This is a genomic window from Streptomyces sp. NPDC049627 (assembly GCF_044465645.1).
Classification (GTDB): Bacteria; Actinomycetota; Actinomycetes; order Streptomycetales; family Streptomycetaceae; genus Streptomyces.
Genome location: NZ_JBITLW010000010.1, coordinates 211,903 through 225,638, shown reverse-complemented (window position 1 = coordinate 225,638; position 13,736 = coordinate 211,903). Strand labels below are relative to the sequence as shown.

The window sequence follows — 13,736 nt, the reverse complement described above, 5'->3', positions numbered from 1 at the left end:
CTTGCGCCCCTTCGGGGCGCTCGGCCTACGGCCCTGTGATCAGCAGCCTTGCCGCCATCGCGGCCGTACGCGGCCCCACGCCCAGCGCCAGCGCCGCGCGCAGGTCGTCTCCGGTGTCCACGTCCTGGCGTACGGAGTCCACGTCGGTGAGGGAGAGTTCCACGGCCCCCGACGTGCGATGACGGGCACGGGAATCCGTGCCGAATGCCGGACGCAATTCCTGGCCCGGACCCGCGGCCAGCAGCGTCGTGCCGATTGTCGCGGCGTCGGGGAGAAAAGCGCGGGGGAATTCCGTCGCCGCCTCGAGGACCCGGGCCAATTCCAGGGGGCGCAGGGCGGGGAGATCGGCGTTCAGGGCCGCTACGGCGGATTCGGGGCGGGAGGAGCGCACGAAGGCCGCGCCGTGGGCCAGCGCCGCGTTCAGGCCGTCGCCCGGCTCGTCGGGGACGATGTGGGCGCCCAGTGCGCCCAGCTCGCGGCCGGCCAGGGTGTCGTCCGTGACGACGGCCACATCCTTCACGGCGGGGCAGGCCAGTGCCGCTGTCACCGTGTCCTGCGCGAACGCGAGGGCCAGGCCCGGGCGCAGCCCGTCCGCCGCGGTGTCCGAGAGCCTGCTCTTCGCCCGCGCCAAGGGCTTCAGGGGTATGACCAAGGTCCACTGCACGAGCGTTACGTCCCTCTCTTGTCGCGGCCATTGTCACTCAGCCGTCACCAGGGGCATCTGGCGGTCACGGCGGCGAGGCGTACGGTGTTCTCGACAGACCGGCGGCCTGGGGCGACACTTGTGCGGCCCCCCGGCCCGATGTCCTTGATCCCTAGAGGAAGGTGTCCGCGTGCCCCGCCGCAGAATCGGCTTCTGGTATCGCTTCGCCGCGGTGCTCTGCAAACCGCCGCTGGTGGTTCTGATCAAGCGGGACTGGCGTGGAATGGAGCACATTCCGGCCGAGGGCGGATTTATCACCGCGGTGAACCACAATTCGCACATCGATCCCTTCGCGTACGCGCACTTTCAGTACAACACCGGCCGGGTCCCGCGATTCCTGGCGAAGAGCGGGCTTTTCAAGAAGGGGTTCGTCGGCGCCGCGATGCGCGGCACCGGGCAGATCCCCGTCTATCGGGAGACCACCGACGCGCTGAGCGCCTTCCGGGCCGCGATCGACGCCGTGGAGCGCGGCGAGTGCGTCGCGTTCTACCCCGAGGGCACCATCACCCGCGACCCGAACCAGTGGCCCATGACGGGCAAGACCGGTGCCGCCCGCGTCGCACTGCAGACCAAGTGCCCGGTGATCCCGGTCGCGCAGTGGGGCGCCAACGAGCTGCTGCCGCCGTACGCGAAGAAGGCCAACATCCTTCCGCGCAAGACGCACCGGGTGCTCGCCGGCCCGCCCGTGGACCTCTCGCGCTTCTACGACAAGGAGATGACCCCGGACCTGCTCAAGGAGGCCACCGAGGTCATCATGGCCGCCATCACCCGCCAGCTGGAGGAGATCCGCGGCGAGAAGGCGCCCGAGACGCCGTACGACCCGCGCCAGGAGCGCATCGAACAGCGGCGCAGGACCGCCGCGCAGAACCGGCAGGCGCAGCAGGTGAAGGCCGAGCAGGAAGAGGGGCAGGGCACGTGAGCAAGCCCGTCAAGGCGGCCGTCATGGGCACGGGATCGTGGGGCACCGCCTTCGGCATGGTTCTCGCCGACGCCGGCTGCGAGGTGACCCTGTGGGCCCGCCGCGCCGACCTCGCGGAAGCGGTCAACTCCACCCGTACGAACCCCGACTACCTCCCCGGCGTCGAACTCCCGGAGAACCTGCGGGCGACGCCGGACGCCGCCGAGGCCACGCACGGCGCCGACTTCACCGTCCTCGCGATCCCCTCGCAGACACTGCGCGGAAACCTCGCCGAATGGGCCCCGCTGCTCGCACCCGGCACGGTCCTCGTCTCGCTGATGAAGGGCGTCGAACTCGGCTCCGCGATGCGGATGAGCGAGGTCATCGAGGACGTGGCCAAGGTGGGCCAGGACCGCATCGCCGTCGTCACCGGGCCCAACCTCGCGCGCGAGATCGCGGCCCGCATGCCGGCCGCCGCGGTGGTGGCCTGCACGGACGAGGCCGTCGCCCAGCGACTCCAGTCCGCCTGCCACACGCCGTACTTCCGGCCGTACACCGAGACCGACGTGGTCGGCTGCGAGCTGGGCGGTGCCGTGAAGAACGTCATCGGCCTCGCGGTCGGCATCGCGGACGGCATGGGGCTCGGCGACAACGCCAAGGGCTCGCTCATCACCCGCGGCCTGGCGGAGACCGCCCGGCTCGGGGTCGCGCTCGGCGCCAACCCGCTGACGTTCGCCGGTCTCGCGGGTCTCGGCGACCTGGTGGCGACCTGCTCCTCGCCGCTGTCCCGCAACCACACCTTCGGCACCAACCTCGGCAAGGGCATGACCCTGGAGGAGACCATCGCGGTCACCAAGCAGACCGCCGAGGGCGTCAAGTCCTGTGAGTCCGTGCTGGATCTGGCCCGCCGGCACGGCGTCGACATGCCCATCACGGAGACGGTCGTGGGCATCGTCCACGAGGGCAAGCCGCCTGTGGTGGCCCTCAAGGAGCTGATGTCGCGCAGCGCGAAGCCCGAACGACGCTGAGCGAAGGGCACCGGCGCGCCCTTTGCCCACACGCGGCCCGGACGCTGACTCGGCCCCTACGGGCGGGTACGCTCATCGCGATATGAGCACCGAGAACCTCCCCCAGAGCCCTGGCCAGCCGCCCCGCAAGCCGCGTGTGGCCGTCGTGTTCGGCGGTCGCAGCTCCGAGCACGGGATCTCCATGGTCACCGCCGGCGCCGTACTGCGCGCGATCGACCGGGCGAAGTACGACGTCCTGCCGATCGGCATCACTCGGGAAGGCCGCTGGGTGCTCACCGCGGACGAACCGGAACGGATGGCGATCAGCGACCGCCGTACGCCCGAGGTCGAGGATCTCACCGACTCCGGCGAGGGCGGCGTGGTGCTCCCCGTCGACCCGGCCAACCGCGAAGTGGTCTACAGCGAGCCCGGATCGGTGCCCAAGGCCCTCGGAGAGATCGACGTGGTCTTCCCGGTGCTCCACGGCCCGTACGGCGAGGACGGCACCCTCCAGGGCCTCCTGGAGCTCTCCGGGGTGCCGTACGTCGGCTCCGGCGTGCTCGCCTCGGCCGTCGGCCAGGACAAGGAGTACATGAAGCGGGTGTTCACCTCGTTCGGGCTCAAGGTGGGCCCGTACGTGGTGATCCGGCCGCGCGAGTGGGAGCAGGACCAGTCCGCCGCCCGCAAGAAGATCGTCGACCTCGCCGGCGATCACGGCTGGCCGCTCTTCGTGAAGCCCGCGCGCGCGGGTTCGTCGATCGGCATCACCAAGGTCGAGGACCTGTCCGGCCTGGACGAGGCGATCGCCGAGGCCCAGCGGCACGACCCGAAGATCCTCGTCGAGGCGGCGCTGCGCGGCCGGGAGATCGAGTGCGGCGTCCTGGAGTTCGAGGACGGCCCGCGTGCCTCCGTACCGGCCGAGATCCCGCCGCCGGACGCCCACGCGTACTACGACTTCGAGGCCAAGTACATCGACTCGACCCCGGGGATCGTGCCGGCGCCCCTGACGGACGAGGAGACGGCCGAGGTCCAGCGGCTTGCGGTGGACGCCTTCGAGGCGGCGAGCTGCGAGGGACTGGTCCGGGCGGACTTCTTCCTCACCGAGGACGGGGAGTTCGTGATCAACGAGATCAACACGATGCCCGGCTTCACGCCGATCTCGATGTACCCGCAGATGTGGCAGGCGAGCGGGATCAGCTACCCGGACCTCGTGGACCAGCTGATCCAGGCGGCGCTCCGGCGGTCCACCGGGCTCAGGTAGGAGCCCGTACCGTCCGGATGCGCACCCTTCAGTCGGCGATCCCTTCCGGGATCGCCTTCTTGATGGCCGGAGCCAGGTCGATGAGCACACCCGAACTGTCCCGGCCCTCCGGCACGGTGACCTCGACGTACGCGAGGCGGCTCGCGGTCGTGAACCGGTAGTCCCCGCCGTCCTGCTTCTCCATCAGCCACTTGACGCCTTCCACCCCACCGGGCACCGCGTCCGGGTCCCGTCCCTCGGCCACCTTGGGGTCGAGCATCTTGGGCGGTCGCGGTACACCGCACCGCAGTATGATCGCCGGGTTCCCCCAGCCCGCGGTCAGCGCGGACGCGGGCGAGGGGTCCTCACGGCTCTCACCGTCCACCTCGGCCGGCAGTACCTTGTCGAGGTTCCGGCACAGCTGCCCGGCCTTCGCGCCGGGGCCGGGAACCGCCGCCGACGCGCTGTCGTCTGCTGATGAGCAGCCCGAGGCGGTGATCAGCAGGACGAGTGCGGGCAGCCCGAGGACAGAAGTGTGCCGGTGACGGAAAACGTTCACCGGCCAAGGGTAGACGGGGGCTACAGATGCACGACCGGGCAGGTCAGGGTGCGGGTGATGCCGTCCACTTGCTGGACCTTCGCGACCACCATGCGACCCAGGTCGTCGACTGTGTCGGCCTGGGCGCGCACGATGACGTCGTACGGTCCCGTCACGTCCTCGGCCTGGATGACTCCAGGGATCTTGCTGATCGTCTCGGCGACGGTCGACGCCTTGCCGACCTCCGTCTGGATCAGGATGTACGCCTGTACCACGGAACCTCCAGGGCGGCCACGAGGATCATGTGGGGAAAAGGAACGCCACGGTATCGCGTCGCCGCTCGCCGCGGGGAGACCTGCGGTGGCCACGGTCGCCGCGCCGGGGTGCAGGCACGACAGAAGTTGACGGACATCTCGACCGTAGCGAGGACAGTAGTGACGCGCGACCGGGTGCGGACAGGGACAGAAGGGGCGTAAGGGCAATGAAGGGCACTGTTGGTGAGCTCGGTGAGTTCGGGCTCATCAGGGAGCTCACCTCCCGTCTCACCACCACCCCGGCGGTCCGGGTCGGCCCCGGCGACGACGCCGCGGTGGTGGCCGCGCCCGACCGCAGGGTCGTGGCCAGCACCGACATCCTGCTGGAGGGCCGGCACTTCCGCCGCGACTGGTCCACGGCGTACGACGTCGGCCGCAAGGCCGCCGCGCAGAACCTCGCGGACATCGCCGCCATGGGCGCCGTACCGACCGCGCTGCTGCTCGGCCTGGTCGTGCCGGCCGAACTCCCGGTGACCTGGCCGAGCGAGCTGATGGACGGGCTGCGCGACGAGTGCCAGGTCGCGGGCGCCTCGGTGGTCGGCGGGGATGTCGTACGAGGTGACTCGATCATGGTGTCGATCACCGCGCTCGGCGATCTGCGCAACCAGGAGCCCGTGACCCGGGCCGGTGCGCAGCCCGGCGACCTCGTCGCGGTGACCGGCTGGCTGGGCTGGTCCGCCGCCGGATACGCCGTGCTCGCCCGCGGTTTCCGCTCGCCGCGCGCCTTCGTGGAGGCGCACCGGCGCCCCGAGCCGCCGTATCACGCGGGTCCGGCCGCCGCGGGGCTCGGCGCGACCGCGATGTGCGACGTGAGCGACGGGCTGATCGCCGACCTCGGGCACATCGCCGAGGCCAGCAAGGTCCGTATCGACATCCGCTCCGGCGCGATCGACATTCCGACCCAGATGAACGACATCGGGCAGGCCGTCGGCGTCGACCCCATGCAGTGGGTGCTGACCGGGGGAGAGGACCACGCGATCGTGGCGACGTTCCCGCCGGACGTGAAGCTCCCGGCCCGCTGGAAGGTCATCGGCGAGGTCCTCAACCCCTCGGCGCTGCCCCAGGTGACGGTGGACGGGGCGCCGTGGACCAAGAAGGGCGGCTGGGACCACTTCGGCGGGGACATCGAGTCATGATCCCCCATGTGCTGACGGTGGCGGGCTCCGACTCCGGCGGGGGAGCGGGCGTTCAGGCCGACCTGAAGACGATGCTCGCGCTCGGTGTGCACGGCATGAGCGTGATCACCGCGGTCACGGCCCAGAACTCCCTTGGCGTGCAGGGGGCCTGGGAGCTTCCGGTGGCGGCCGTGCGGGCGCAGTACCGCAGTGTCGTCGACGACATCGGCGTACAGGCGATCAAGACGGGGATGCTCGCCTCGGCCGAACTCGTCGAGACGGTTGCCGAGTTGCTCGGCGGGACGGACGCGCCGGCGGTGATCGACCCGGTGGGGGTGTCCAAGCACGGGGACCCGCTGCTCGCGGCTTCCGCGCTCGATTCGGTGCGTACGAAGCTGCTGCCGGTGGCGACCGTGGCGACGCCGAACCTGGACGAGGTGGCGCAGCTGACGGGCGTGCGCGTCGAGTCGGAGGAGCAGCTGCGGGAGGCCGCGGCGGCCGTTCTGGCGTACGGGCCGCGATGGGTGCTGATCAAGGGCGGGCATCTGCCCGGCGACGCCGTTGACCTCCTCACGGACGGCTCCGAGGAGCACTGGCTGCGGGCGCCCCGGCACGACAACCGGCACACGCACGGGACGGGGTGCACGCTCGCCTCCGCGATCGCCTCGGGGCTCGCCAAGGGGCTGCCGGTGCCGGAGGCGGTGGCCGCGGCCAAGGAGTACGTCACCGGGGCGATCAGGGCCGGGTTCGCGCTCGGCGGGGGCATCGGGCCGGTGGATCACGGGTGGCGGTTCAGGACGCCCTGATCCTGGGCTCGGCCGGTTCTGTGGGTCCAGCAAGTGGGTACAGCAAAAAGCCGGTCCACCAGAGGTGGACCGGCTTCGTGCGGCGAACCAGCGGTGGCCGCGCGCTCAGCTGAGCGTCAGCGCGAGACCTTGCCGGCCTTGATGCACGAGGTGCAGGCGTTCACGCGCTTCGGCGTCCCGCCGACCACGGTACGGACGCGCTGGATGTTCGGGTTCCAGCGGCGGGACGTACGGCGGTGCGAGTGCGAGATGTTGTTGCCGAAGCCCGGCCCCTTGCCGCAGACGTCGCAGTTGGCAGCCACGGGTCACTCCAAAGACTTCAGATGCACTTACGGTTAATCCCGGCAGGCCGGGATCGAGATCTAGGATCAGAGATCTGAGTGGCGTTGCCAGGGGAACGGCCCGATCTGGATCGGGCAACCGGAGCAGCATACAACGGCTGCGCCAGTAGAACGAAACTACCATGGCTGCTCAGGGGCCCGCTCCCGGCCCTCTTCCGGCGGGCACCGGTCCTGGGTCTACGCTGCGTCCCACGTCCAGCAGTCCGAGGAGGCGCAGGTGGCGCAGGTGCCGCAGACATTCTTCGATGCTCTCGCGGTGCGCACCTGGTGCGGCCTCGCGCTGGAGTCCCTCGGTCGCGCGCGTGAGGAGATCGACGCGATCAACGTCTATCCCGTGGCCGACGGGGACACCGGGACGAACCTGTATCTGACGGTGGAGTCGGCGGTCGCGGCGGTGGAGGCCGTGTTCACCGCGTACGACGTGGGCAAGCCCACCCTGGCGGACGCCGCCCGCGCGATGGCCCACGGGGCTCTGATAGGCGCCCGGGGGAACTCCGGGACGATCCTCGCCCAGCTGCTGCGCGGCATGGCTCAGGTGCTCGCCACGGACGGTGACAGCGCCCATACCGACGGCTCCGGTCTCCGCCTCGCCCTGCGGCACGCGGCCGACTCGGCCCGCGGGGCCGTGGCCCACCCCGTCGAGGGCACGGTCCTCACGGTCGCCTCGGCCGCCGCGGACGCGGCCGGCGGGGCCGACGGCGACGACTGCGGGGCGGTCGCGCGGGCAGCCTACGAGGGGGCGCGTGCGGCGCTCGCCGCGACGCCCGGACAGCTGGCGGTCCTGGAGCGCGCGGGAGTGGTCGACGCCGGCGGGCGGGGACTGGTCGCGGTGCTGGGCGCGCTGGTGGAGACGTTCACGGGGGAAGCGGTCGCCGCGGTACCCGGGGTGCACGCGCGCGTGGAGGGCGGTTCGTATACGGCCCCTGCTGTCGGTGACGGCCCCTCCCGCGCCGACGCCGAGGAGTGCACCGACGTCGTGCAGACGGGCGGCCCCGCCTTCGAGGTGATCTACCTGCTGGAGGCCGAGGACGCGGCCGTGGCACGGCTGCGGGAGCGGCTCGACGGCCTCGGGGACTCGCTGGTGATCGTCGGCGGGGACGGGCTGTGGAACGTGCATGTGCACGTCGACGACGCCGGGGCCGCCGTGGAAGCCGGGGTCGAGGCCGGGCGGCCGTACCGGATCCGGATCACCCACTTCGGCGCCGGTGATGTGCACACCACCGGCGCCGAGCGGCCGCCGCGCGAGCGGGTCCAGCGTGCCGTGGTCGCCGTCGTGCCCGGTGAGGGCCTGGACGGGCTCTACCGTGAGGCGGGCGCGACCACCGTCCTCGCGCGCCCCGGGGAGCCGCCCGCGAGCGGGGAGCTCGTGGAGGCCGTACGGCGCGCCCACGCGCGCGAGGTCGTGCTGCTGCCCAACGACCCCGAGCTGCGCCACACCGCGGCCGCGGCAGCCGAACAGGCCCGCGCCGACGGCATCCGCGTGGCGCTGATCCCGACCCGCTCGGCCGTCCAGGGCATCGCGGCGCTCGCCGTGCACGAGCCCGAGCGGCGCTTCGACGAGGACGTCGTGTCCATGACCTCGGCGGCCGGGGCGACCCGCTACGCCGAGGTCGCCGTCGCCGAGCGCCAGTCCTGGACCATGGCCGGGATCTGCCAGGCCGGCGACGTCCTCGGCCTCGTCGACGGCGACGTGGCCGTGATCGGCTCGGACGTCACGGCCACCGCGGAGGCCGTGCTCGACCGCATGCTCGCGGCCGGCGGTGAACTCGTCACCCTCGTCCTCGGCGACGAGGCGCCCGAAGCGATCGCCGCGCATCTGGAGGCACGCGTGCGGGAGTCGTACCTCGCCGTCGACACGGTGGTGTACCGGGGCGGGCGGCAAGGGGCGCTGCTGCTCATCGGCGTGGAGTGAGCGCCGCGGCGCGCGGTCAGCCGTTCAGCGGCGCTGTTCCGTGTCCCGTTCCTCCACCACCTGAAGCAGCTGCCCGGCCTCCGTCCGGCGCTCCTGAGCGGCCTCGTCCTCGTCGGCGCCGTCGTACGCCGCCAGCACCGCACGCGCGCGTGCCGCTGCCCGGTCCGGACGGCTCAGGTTGGCCTCCAGCCAGCCCGCCGCGAGTTCGGCTCCGGTACGGCTGTGCAGGGCGTCGTCGCCGAGCGTGGCGAACACCGTGACGGCTTCCGTCACCTGGGACAGCGCCTCCTCCAGAGCGGCCCGGATCGACTCGTCCTCGGCGTCCTCCGCGGCGGAACGGGCGAGGAGGTCGCCGAACTGCCGGTGGGTGTGGCCGAGCTCGGCGGTGAGCCGCTGCCGGCCCTCGTCGTCGGCCGCCGCGTCGAGTGCCGCGGCGCACTCCCGGACCGCGCTCGCCATCAACTCGTATGCCCTGTCGTCCCTGTCCTCCTCCCGCAACGCAAGCCACGCGCGTGCGCGCAAGGAGCGGACGAGGCCGTGGATGTTCCCGAGCTCGCGCCACAGGGCACCCGCGCGCGTGTAGGCCTGGTCCGCCTCGACGAGCAGACCGGCGTGGCCGAGGGACTCGGCGGCGAGGTGGGCGAGCGTGGCGTGGTCGTGCTGCTCGGGCCAGTGCCGGGCGATCTCGGCGGCCTGCAGCCGGCGTTCGGCCGCCGCGCGGTGTTCGCCGAGCTCGCTCAGACAGTCGCCGAGCCACCACTGCGTCTGGACGACCATCCCGTCGCCGTGCGTCGTCGCGGTCAGGTCGGGCAGCGTCGACTCCAGCACCTCGGCGGCCTCGGCGAACCGCCCCTGGCGCAGCAGGAACCCGCCGAGCTGATGCCGCGCCCAGGCGCCCAGCGTGCGGCTCTCGCCCGCCTCGTCGGCCCAGTGCGCCGCCTGAAGGGCGTGTTCGGCGGCCTCCTCGGACAACCCCCTGCCGCCCAGCACCTCGGCCAGCTGGAGGTGCAGCTGGGCCCGCCCCGGGGCCTCCAGATGCGGACCGCCGTGCTCCAGGGCCGCCCGCAGCGCCCGCTCGGCCTCCGCCGTGTCGCCGAGATGGTGCGCGAGCCCGGCCAGCCGGGCCTCGTACTCCACCGCGAACCACGGCAACCCCGCCCCGACGAACGCCGCCGAGGCCCGCGCGAACAGCTCGGCGGCCCCCTGCACGTCCCCCGTGAGCGCCGCCAGCTCCGCGAGCATCGCCTGCGCCTCCGCGGCCCGCGAGGCGAGCCGTACGTCGTCCCCGCCCCGCCCGTCGACGAGCGCGAGCACCTCCCGGGCGGCGGCCCTGGCCTCGGCGACTGCCGCTTCCTCCACCGCGTCCTCGGCCGTCTCGTGGACGCGCCGCATCAGAATCCGGGCCCGGCTCATCAGCACGGCCGCCGTCTGACGCACGCCCGTGCCGTCGTCGGCGTACAGCGCGAGGACCTGGTCGTACAGGTCGGCGATCGCAGTGAGGGCCTGCGCCACCTCCCCCGAGAGCGCGCGGACGTACGCTCCACGCGCGCGTGCCGCCAGAGCCTCCCCGGGATCGCCCGCCTCCGCGTACAGCCCGGCGGCCTCGTCGAACAAGGGGATGCCCTGCGGGCCCAGGTCCATCGCCCGGTGGTCGGCGATCTCGGCGCGGTCGAGGGCGGTCAGCTCGACGCCCTCGGCGGCCCGGGAGACGGCGGCCCAGGCCTCGATGGCGTTCGGCTGCAGGGTGTCCGACAGGCGTCGTGCCTCGGCGAGCAGCGCGGGCAGGTCGGCCTCGGAGGTCTCGGGCGCGTCGGCTGGAGCCGCCGCGGGCGCCGCCACAACCGTGGGCCGTACCGCCGTACGCACCCCCAGCGGCAGCCGCTCCACCAGCGGCCGCTGTGCCATACGCGCGCGTGCCCGTTCGCTGGTGTGCGCCGTGCCGTTGCGCTCGTCGAAGCGTGCCGCCAGCGCGAGGGCCTCCCCGCGCGCGCGGGCGGCGAGTTCACGAGCGGTCCAGTCACGGCCCGCCGGCCCGGGCACCTGCCGGCCGCCCAGCCCGAGTGCGGCCAGGCGCTCCATGAGCAGGGCCACCACGGTCATGAACTCCAGCTTGCTGCGCGGATGCCCGTCGTCCGTGAAGTACGCCGGCCGCTCCGCGAGCAGCTCCAGGCCGCGCGCCTCGTTGCCGGTCAGCGCACAGAACTCCACGTGATCGGCGTACGCCCCGCGCATGCTTTCCATGGGCCGCACGAGCCTGAAGCCCCGCAGATGGTTGGCGCGGGCCTCGTCCACGCGGCCCAGGCGCAGCAGCGGCACCAGGGAGGACGCGAGGACCGTGTGCGGCTCGTGGGCGCACGTGAACTCGCCCTCCAGGACGGGCTGCCACAGCTGGAGTGCCTCCGCGTCCCGGCCCCGCTCCGCCTGCCACCAGCCCTGCCCGTGCAGCTCGCACGCGTGGCAGTCGGCCATGCTGTCCCGGTCGGCGGCCAGCCAGGCGCCGTACGCCCGCTCGGCCCGCGCGACGTCCCCGACGTGCGCGGCCACGCTGAACTCTGCGCTGCGCACGGCCCGTTCGGAGTGCCCGGCGAGCCGGTAGCGGTGCTCCATCTCGCCGAGCCACTTCTCGATCGAGGCCAGCGGGATGTGCGGCTGGTCGAGCATGCCGGACGACATCCACTTGAAGACCCAGTGCAGCGAGTGCGTCTCGTACTCGTCGAAGTCCTCGGGCCGCTCGTCCCACATGCGCAGCAGCCGCGCGAAGGGGACGAACATCTTGTCCTTCTCGGAGCTGTAGTTGTAGACCTTCAGCTGGTGTCCGAGCGCCTCGATCACGGCGAGCGGGATGTTCAGTTTCTCGGCCTCGGCGAGCAGTTGCTCCGCGCGCGCGTTGCGGGCGGGGCCCTCCGGTTCGTCGGAGTTCTCCGCCATCGCCCGGCGCAGCGAGTCGAAGGCCGCGGTCCCGTCGATTCCGCTCATCAGCGGCCCTCCTCGCCGTTCGTGGCCCACTCCAGCAGACCGATGAAGGCCCGGTTCAGCAGCGCGGAATCGGCGGGCCTGAGCGGGCGCTGCGCCATCAGCAGGGCCTGCCCGTAGAGGGACTCGGTGGCAGTGCCGATCAGCTCGGCGTCGCCCAGGGAACCGATCCTGCGGATCAGTGGGTTGAGGTGGTTGAGCACGAGACGCGCGCGTGGGGCGCTGCCGCGCAGCGAGCCGAGGATGCCCGCCCACAGGTCGTCGGCCTGCTCCTGTGCCTCCGCACGCGCCTGCTCGTGCCGGGCGGCCCGGTCGTCGAGATGCAGCGCGGGCACGGACAGCGGATGGAAGGCGCGCAGGACGACATCACAGCCCAGCGGGTCGAGCTTCGCCCGCGCGGCCGCCAGGAAGCCGGACAGGGCCAGCTCCTCGGCAGGATCGACGGAGTCCAGGTGCGCGGTCACGGTGTCCGCGTCCAGTTCGGCGACCACCGTCCCGGGCCGTACCGAAGGCAGTGCCTCGACGAGCTCGCTGTCGTACGTGTAACCGCCGTTGATCACCCCGACGCCCTGCGCGGACGCGATCGGCGCCACCTGCCGGTACTCCTCGACGGTCCGCGTGAAGTGCACCACCGGGTGCCGCTGCGCGAACTCCTCCAGGGACAGCCGCCCGTCGCTCGTCTCGAACGGCAGCCACGGCAGCATCGTGCGCAGCATCTCCTTGTCGTGCCGCGCGAGGGACTTCACCCCCAGGTGGTGCACGGCCAGGAAGGCCGCCAGCCGTTCCGGATCACCGGCCGCGAGGCCGGTCAGCCAGGACCGAATCCTTTCGCCCAGCGCTTCCCGTACGGCCGCCAGCGTCTCGTCCTCGTAGAGCGCCTCACGCGAGGCCGTCGGCCGCAGGCTGTCCGTGTCGAGCACGCAGCGCACGAAGAACGCCCAGTCGGGCAGGAGCTGTTCGGCCCGTTCGGTCAGCAGCATGCCCTTGAGGTGGACACGGTGACCCGCCCGCTGGGCCGGGCTGACCGCCGAGGGAAGGACGTAGGCCACGCCCCGGACCCCCGCGAGCGGCACGTCCAGCGCGATCGAGTCCAGCGGCGTGAAACCGAACAGGTCGTGACAGTGCCGGGCCAGGGCCACCCGCCGGTTGGCGGGGGAGGGGTACGCCCGGTCCCAGGGCGCCGGCAGATCGGTGACCGCCTCGTCGCCGACCCGCACGTCGTACGGCAGCAGCGAACCGAAGTCCCGGGCCAGCGCGAGCACCCGGTCCTCGGCCAGCCACTCGGCCGCCCCGGCCCGCGCCACCAGGTGCACGGTGGTGCCCGGCTCGGGGCGGGCGTCGTCCGGCAGCGTCCGCACGGTGTACGAACCGTCGTCCGTCGCCGTCCACTCGACCGGCGCCGCGTCGGGCGTACGGGCGCTGCGGCTGACCACCCGGATCCGCTCGGCGACCACGAAACAGGCCAGCAGCCCGATGCCGAACTGCCCCAGGAAGTCGGACCGCGCTGCCTGGAGCCCCTCGGCACGCTTGGAGCTGCGCCCGATGGTCGCGAGGAGGGTGTGCACATCCGCCTCGGTGAGCCCGATCCCGGAGTCCTCGACCCGCAAGGCGCCCGACTCGGCGTACAGCCGGACGGCTGCCGGCGCGCCCGGCTCCTCGGCGCGTCTGGCGGTGATGGCGTCGACGGCGTTCTGCAGCAGCTCGCGCAGATAGACCTTCGGGCTGGAGTAGAGGTGATGGGACAGCAGGTCCACCAGACCACGCAGGTCGACCTGGAACGTATGAGGTGACTGGGACGGCTGAGGTGCCTGAGCTGACTGTGAGGTCTGGGAGTCCATCGTCGCTGCGCCGGCGGGGGGACTGTCGCGACGGCGCGGGGTCGGGCGGCC

12 protein-coding genes are annotated in these 13,736 nt (G+C 72.4%); 6 read left to right on the top strand and 6 right to left on the bottom strand.

All coding sequences use genetic code 11. The features are described 5' to 3' along the window. Nucleotides 1–25: 25 nt before the first annotated feature. Nucleotides 26–664 carry a 2-phospho-L-lactate guanylyltransferase gene (gene cofC, locus ACIBU0_RS27405; protein WP_398823331.1) on the bottom strand — a complete coding sequence of 213 codons (639 nt, stop codon included), beginning with the start codon at nt 662–664 and terminating at the stop codon, nt 26–28. Between the two features lie 169 nt (nt 665–833). On the opposite strand from cofC, the gene ACIBU0_RS27400 reads away from it, so the two are divergent. The 3 genes from ACIBU0_RS27400 (at nt 834) to ACIBU0_RS27390 (ending at nt 3,869) form a co-directional block, all read left to right on the top strand. Then, complete coding sequence (locus ACIBU0_RS27400; RefSeq protein WP_398823328.1) at nt 834–1,622, top strand: lysophospholipid acyltransferase family protein; 789 nt, start codon at nt 834–836, stop codon at nt 1,620–1,622. Further along, nucleotides 1,619–2,629 carry an NAD(P)H-dependent glycerol-3-phosphate dehydrogenase gene (locus ACIBU0_RS27395; RefSeq protein WP_398823325.1) on the top strand — a complete coding sequence of 337 codons (1,011 nt, stop codon included), beginning with the start codon at nt 1,619–1,621 and terminating at the stop codon, nt 2,627–2,629. Before ACIBU0_RS27400 ends, ACIBU0_RS27395 begins: the two co-directional genes overlap by 4 nt. Nucleotides 2,630–2,711: 82 nt before the next feature. After that, entirely contained in the window at nt 2,712–3,869 is a 1,158-nt protein-coding gene (locus tag ACIBU0_RS27390; RefSeq protein ID WP_398823322.1) for a D-alanine--D-alanine ligase family protein, read from the top strand. A gap of 28 nt (nt 3,870–3,897) precedes the next feature. Here the strand turns inward: ACIBU0_RS27390 and ACIBU0_RS27385 are convergent, their stop codons facing one another. Both ACIBU0_RS27385 and ACIBU0_RS27380 read right to left on the bottom strand, forming a co-directional pair. Continuing rightward, on the bottom strand, nt 3,898–4,407 hold the full coding sequence (locus ACIBU0_RS27385) for a DUF3515 domain-containing protein (RefSeq protein ID WP_398823319.1): 510 nt from the start codon (nt 4,405–4,407) through the stop codon (nt 3,898–3,900). Between the two features lie 20 nt (nt 4,408–4,427). Further along, nucleotides 4,428–4,661: an Lrp/AsnC family transcriptional regulator gene (locus tag ACIBU0_RS27380; RefSeq protein WP_003997603.1), complete on the bottom strand. Its 234-nt coding sequence runs from the start codon at nt 4,659–4,661 to the stop codon at nt 4,428–4,430. 206 nt (nt 4,662–4,867) lie between these two features. On the opposite strand from ACIBU0_RS27380, the gene ACIBU0_RS27375 reads away from it, so the two are divergent. Both ACIBU0_RS27375 and thiD read left to right on the top strand, forming a co-directional pair. Next, entirely contained in the window at nt 4,868–5,836 is a 969-nt protein-coding gene (locus ACIBU0_RS27375; protein WP_398823315.1) for a thiamine-phosphate kinase, read from the top strand. Beyond that, the gene (gene thiD, locus ACIBU0_RS27370; protein ID WP_398823312.1) at nt 5,833–6,621 is read left to right on the top strand and encodes a bifunctional hydroxymethylpyrimidine kinase/phosphomethylpyrimidine kinase; all 789 of its coding nucleotides are present in this window, start codon (nt 5,833–5,835) and stop codon (nt 6,619–6,621) included. Before ACIBU0_RS27375 ends, thiD begins: the two co-directional genes overlap by 4 nt. A gap of 116 nt (nt 6,622–6,737) precedes the next feature. Here thiD and rpmB read toward each other — a convergent pair whose 3' ends face one another. Then, a complete protein-coding gene (gene rpmB / locus ACIBU0_RS27365; protein WP_003993230.1) occupies nt 6,738–6,923 on the bottom strand; it encodes a 50S ribosomal protein L28 in 186 nt (61 codons plus the stop codon). A 256-nt stretch (nt 6,924–7,179) separates the two neighbouring features. Between rpmB and ACIBU0_RS27360 the strand changes: the two genes are divergently transcribed. Continuing rightward, on the top strand, nt 7,180–8,874 hold the full coding sequence (locus ACIBU0_RS27360) for a DAK2 domain-containing protein (RefSeq protein WP_398823309.1): 1,695 nt from the start codon (nt 7,180–7,182) through the stop codon (nt 8,872–8,874). A 24-nt stretch (nt 8,875–8,898) separates the two neighbouring features. Here the strand turns inward: ACIBU0_RS27360 and ACIBU0_RS27355 are convergent, their stop codons facing one another. Then, on the bottom strand, nt 8,899–11,850 hold the full coding sequence (locus ACIBU0_RS27355; protein WP_398823306.1) for a tetratricopeptide repeat protein: 2,952 nt from the start codon (nt 11,848–11,850) through the stop codon (nt 8,899–8,901). Beyond that, a complete protein-coding gene (locus ACIBU0_RS27350; protein ID WP_398823303.1) occupies nt 11,850–13,685 on the bottom strand; it encodes an HSP90 family protein in 1,836 nt (611 codons plus the stop codon). The genes ACIBU0_RS27355 and ACIBU0_RS27350 overlap by 1 nt, the downstream gene beginning before the upstream one ends. Nucleotides 13,686–13,736 lie beyond the last annotated feature (51 nt).

Bases quoted from the DNA above. Each gene is read 5' to 3' on its own strand.
- thiD (WP_398823312.1), top strand. From the start codon at position 5,833: ATGATCCCCCATGTGCTGACGGTGGCGGGCTCCGACTCCGGCGGGGGA.
- ACIBU0_RS27355 (WP_398823306.1), bottom strand. From the start codon at position 11,850: ATGAGCGGAATCGACGGGACCGCGGCCTTCGACTCGCTGCGCCGGGCG.
- ACIBU0_RS27390 (WP_398823322.1), top strand. From the start codon at position 2,712: ATGAGCACCGAGAACCTCCCCCAGAGCCCTGGCCAGCCGCCCCGCAAG.
- ACIBU0_RS27375 (WP_398823315.1), top strand. From the start codon at position 4,868: ATGAAGGGCACTGTTGGTGAGCTCGGTGAGTTCGGGCTCATCAGGGAG.
- ACIBU0_RS27350 (WP_398823303.1), bottom strand. From the start codon at position 13,685: ATGGACTCCCAGACCTCACAGTCAGCTCAGGCACCTCAGCCGTCCCAG.